Genomic DNA, 3,512 nt, shown 5'->3' on the forward strand with positions numbered 1-3,512 from the left:
GGTGTCGCGTTGCCTTTAAATCCGGCACACGGCGCGTTGGGCAGCGTTTGTTGCCCTTAAATGTGACATTCAGACGCCAGCTCGTCGGAGTTTTTCCCTGTTTCGCAGTACAATCCGGTCAACTGCTGCAAGAAGACGGGGCTCCTTTTCAAACGCACGAAGCAAGGCAACTCTTGCGTACCCATCGAGGCCAGTGCTTAACATTGCCGCCTTAGCCAGTGGACGTGACTGAGCCGCGGCGATGGCGGCAAGGCAGAAGAGTCTCACGTCGGGTCTGGGACTTTGAAGGGCAAAGGCCGTATCCGCGCGAACGGACTTGAGCGCCTTGGCATAGGTGGCCGCCCGCATGGCACGTCGAAGTTTGTTGGCGCTGTTGGACGTCACCGCGCTTTCGAGCAACCCTGCCCCGCTTCGGGCACGACGCACCAGCTTTTCGGATAGTCGGCTGCGATCAGGCTTGATGAGGATCGACACAAGTCGGGTGCCGCAGATCTGGCAGTCGAATGCCCATAACTTCCGCCACTGTTTGAGCGCTATGCCGCGCCGAGAGCAGTCGGGACAAGATTGGAACGCGACCTGCGCCGTCATTGCGGCTTCGGTCTGGGTCATTGTCCCAAAGGTAAGAGATTGAACAGTTTCAGCGGCAACACGGGCCGCAATCGATATCTTTTCTGCAGTTGTCGCGGCCACCTCAACCTCAAAATCGAGCATGGCGACCTGCCCCGTATCGACTTCAATATGCGCCAGGAGTTCGTCGACCTCACAATGGTTGGTGACCGCCAGTCGCGTCAGCCATCCAGAAAGCAGCTCATCCGCAAGAGGCGTGACAGTTTTCGGCAACGGGCGCGGCTTCACGCTCTGGCCTTCTCGAGCCGCCGTTGGGCGTTCGCATGGCGCGACCAGACCGGCGTCCATTTGGCAATTGCCTCATCCGTGATGCATTCCTCGCCCGTAACGATTGCGTCGATGGAGAGGTCCTTGACCAAGGAAAAGATGCGCGAGGTTACCCCGCCGGTCAGCGCCAGTATCTGTTTGAGCGATTTGACCTTCAGATTGGACTTCTTCGCGAGCGGCATGGCCGCGATCAAGGTCTGGATCATGTCCGAGAACTCGGCATCATCGCGCCAGTTTGGCAGGTGGTGTTCGTCCAGGCGTCGCGCGAGTTGGACATCGCCGCGAATGGCATCGACCGCTTCGCTGACTCCAAAGCAAACCAGCGATGCCTCGAGTTCATTGCTGAGATAACGCAGAACATTCAGGAAGCGGCGTTGTTCGCGATGGGTTCCCGCGAGGAGGTTGTGGACTTCGTCAATCATGATCATCCGAAGCCCGAGGTCGCGAAGAAGGCCAACAACGCGGACCTCAAGTGAAGCGACGCTTTTGGCCCGCAAACTTAGCGCCGATGACGGGGCGCCGACGGCAGCGAGGATGTGCATATAGAACCGCCGTTCGTCCGGGGCCGGTGGTGCCTGCAAAAGAAGCAGCGGGGTGCGCGTGATACCTGATTCCGGATCGTACTCCGGCGCGTACCTGCGCGACAGGTTGCGGGCGATCATCGTCTTCCCAATGCCGGAGGCCCCATGCACCAAGAGGCCAGGCATGCGGGTCTGCCGCGGCATCTCAATCAGGCCCTGCAGCCGGTCTAGCACTTGTTCTGCGCGCGGAAAGCCGATCCAGATGTCCGATTGAATGAGGGCGATACGGCCGTCTTCTTCAGTTTCTGCCCTCAATTCACCAGCGCTCCACCTTAAACATGGGGCGCGATGTATCACCGGTGTCGACTGGTCGCAGCCCCTCGGATGCCCGATCCTCGGCGGCCAGACCCCTCATCGAAGAATTACTTTCACGAGATCGGCGCTCTGCCTTGGTCAGCGCGCGGCTTTCACCCTCAATTTGGCGTTGCTGCCGGATCAATTCGGCGAGGACCAATTCATTCGTGCCCACTTTGCCCATGGCCCGTGCCTTTTGCATGGCCTCCCGGTATTCCCAGAGCGACACCGGCGGAATTTCCAGGTTGCGGTACCGGGCCTCGATACATCTACCGCCGTCCAGTTCGACCCAGACGGTCGAGAGATCGCGGGGATCGTAGCGGACGACCACCTTTCCACCCCGGCGACCAACATAACCCGCAAGGGCGTCGGACCAGTAGCGCAGGTCGAACAGATGGATGCCGTCACGACGCACCTGCCGCTGCTCACTTGGCAGGAAACTCACCCGAAACGCCTCCATGTCGAAAGGGATGTCGCCGGACATTTCCCCGGCGAGCGCGTCCCACTTGGCGACAGGTGTGCAGCCAAGGCTCGAATGAATGCTGTTGTTATAGCGACAAATTTCCAAGGCAAACCATCGATCGAATTCGCCCAAGGTCATCGCCGCCATGGCTTCCGCGTCATAGCCGCCCTTGGCAGCGACCGACGACTGCGTTGTTCCCGGCAGGAGATGCACCGCGCCCATCATCGTGCCGATCAGCCGCTCGACATGCCCACCAAAATGCGGGCTTCCTGGCGGCCGGTAGACGAGGTTGATCCCCCATTCCGCACACGCTGACTGAAAGGCCTGGGACCGGAAATCGCGGCCATTGTCGACGTGAATGCTGACCGGCTTGCCCTGCGCGGGCCACGGGGCATTACACTCGAGGTCTGCCAAAAATTCAGCTTTGGGGGCGACGGCCCGCGTGAGGCACAAGGCCACCGAAAGGCGGGACGGCGCGTCAAAGCTGACGTGGTATCCCGTCACCATGCGCGTGGCGATGTCGATCGCCAAGGTCACCCAAGGCCGGCCGATGGGTTTGCGCTCGAAGCTGTCGACAAGGATGATGTCCGCTGGTGTGTGATCGATCTGCACAACGTCCAGCGGTCGTTCTGATCTGTTCCTTCCCGTCACCGGCGCAAACCTTTGGCGCGCCGCCTTTGCGCCCTCGCGCGCTTTCATGACTTCGCGGGCATCCATCGCATCAAGCCGTCGCTGAACGGTGCGGCGTGTCGGGGGTTGAAGCCCCCGCTCAAGGCAGGCACTGCGGATTTCTGTCACAACTCGCGCTAGGCTGGGGCGTTCTCGCCGAAGGTAGTATCGAGTAAGATGCTCTTCGATGATGCCCTCGACATCACCGGGCACCATGACCGACCCGTTGCGTCGCCCGCGTTTGCGGGGAACGAGAGCGCTTGTCCGGCCACCCTCTGCTGCAAGCCGTCGGATCCAGCGCCAGACTGTGGTCCTGCTGACGCCAAGCTCCCAGACTGCATCACCGATACCGCTCTCCAAGCTCCCGGCGCGGCTGAGATACGCCTGTACAAGCGGTCGAAGGACCGATGCCCGGCGCTGCGCCTCAGCACCAAAATCGCCACCTTCTTCGTCATTACCTTCCATCGCTGCCAACCGTCCAACCCCGTGAACCCTATGTCAGCTTTAACGGCAAGAATGTCGGATTTAAAGGCAAGATATCATATTTAATGGCAAAGAAGCCCCATTGATTTCGTTGACTTTCGTATCCCGCTTTTAAGGGCTACGCGACA

The 3,512-nt window shown here is 60.1% G+C and carries 3 protein-coding genes; all 3 read right to left on the bottom strand.

The window, feature by feature from the left end:
• Positions 1-69: 69 nt before the first annotated feature.
• Genes IE126_RS25485 through IE126_RS25495 form a run of 3 tightly spaced genes read right to left on the bottom strand, consistent with a single transcriptional unit; the run spans position 70 to position 3,366 of the window.
• Positions 70-855, bottom strand: a complete 786-nt coding sequence (locus IE126_RS25485) for a TniQ family protein (RefSeq protein WP_189383180.1) — start codon at positions 853-855, stop codon at positions 70-72.
• Positions 852-1,730 (bottom strand): TniB family NTP-binding protein, encoded by an 879-nt coding sequence (locus IE126_RS25490; protein WP_189383182.1) that lies wholly within the window; start codon positions 1,728-1,730, stop codon positions 852-854. The genes IE126_RS25485 and IE126_RS25490 overlap by 4 nt, the downstream gene beginning before the upstream one ends.
• Position 1,731: 1 nt before the next feature.
• Complete coding sequence (locus IE126_RS25495) at positions 1,732-3,366, bottom strand: Mu transposase C-terminal domain-containing protein (protein WP_189383184.1); 1,635 nt, start codon at positions 3,364-3,366, stop codon at positions 1,732-1,734.
• Positions 3,367-3,512 lie beyond the last annotated feature (146 nt).

This window comes from Gemmobacter nanjingensis, from assembly GCF_014652195.1.
Classification (GTDB): domain Bacteria; phylum Pseudomonadota; class Alphaproteobacteria; order Rhodobacterales; family Rhodobacteraceae; genus Gemmobacter; species Gemmobacter caeni.

Excerpts from the sequence above, each read along its gene's own strand:
- IE126_RS25495 (WP_189383184.1), bottom strand. The coding sequence starts at position 3,366 with ATGGAAGGTAATGACGAAGAAGGTGGCGATTTTGGTGCTGAGGCGCAG.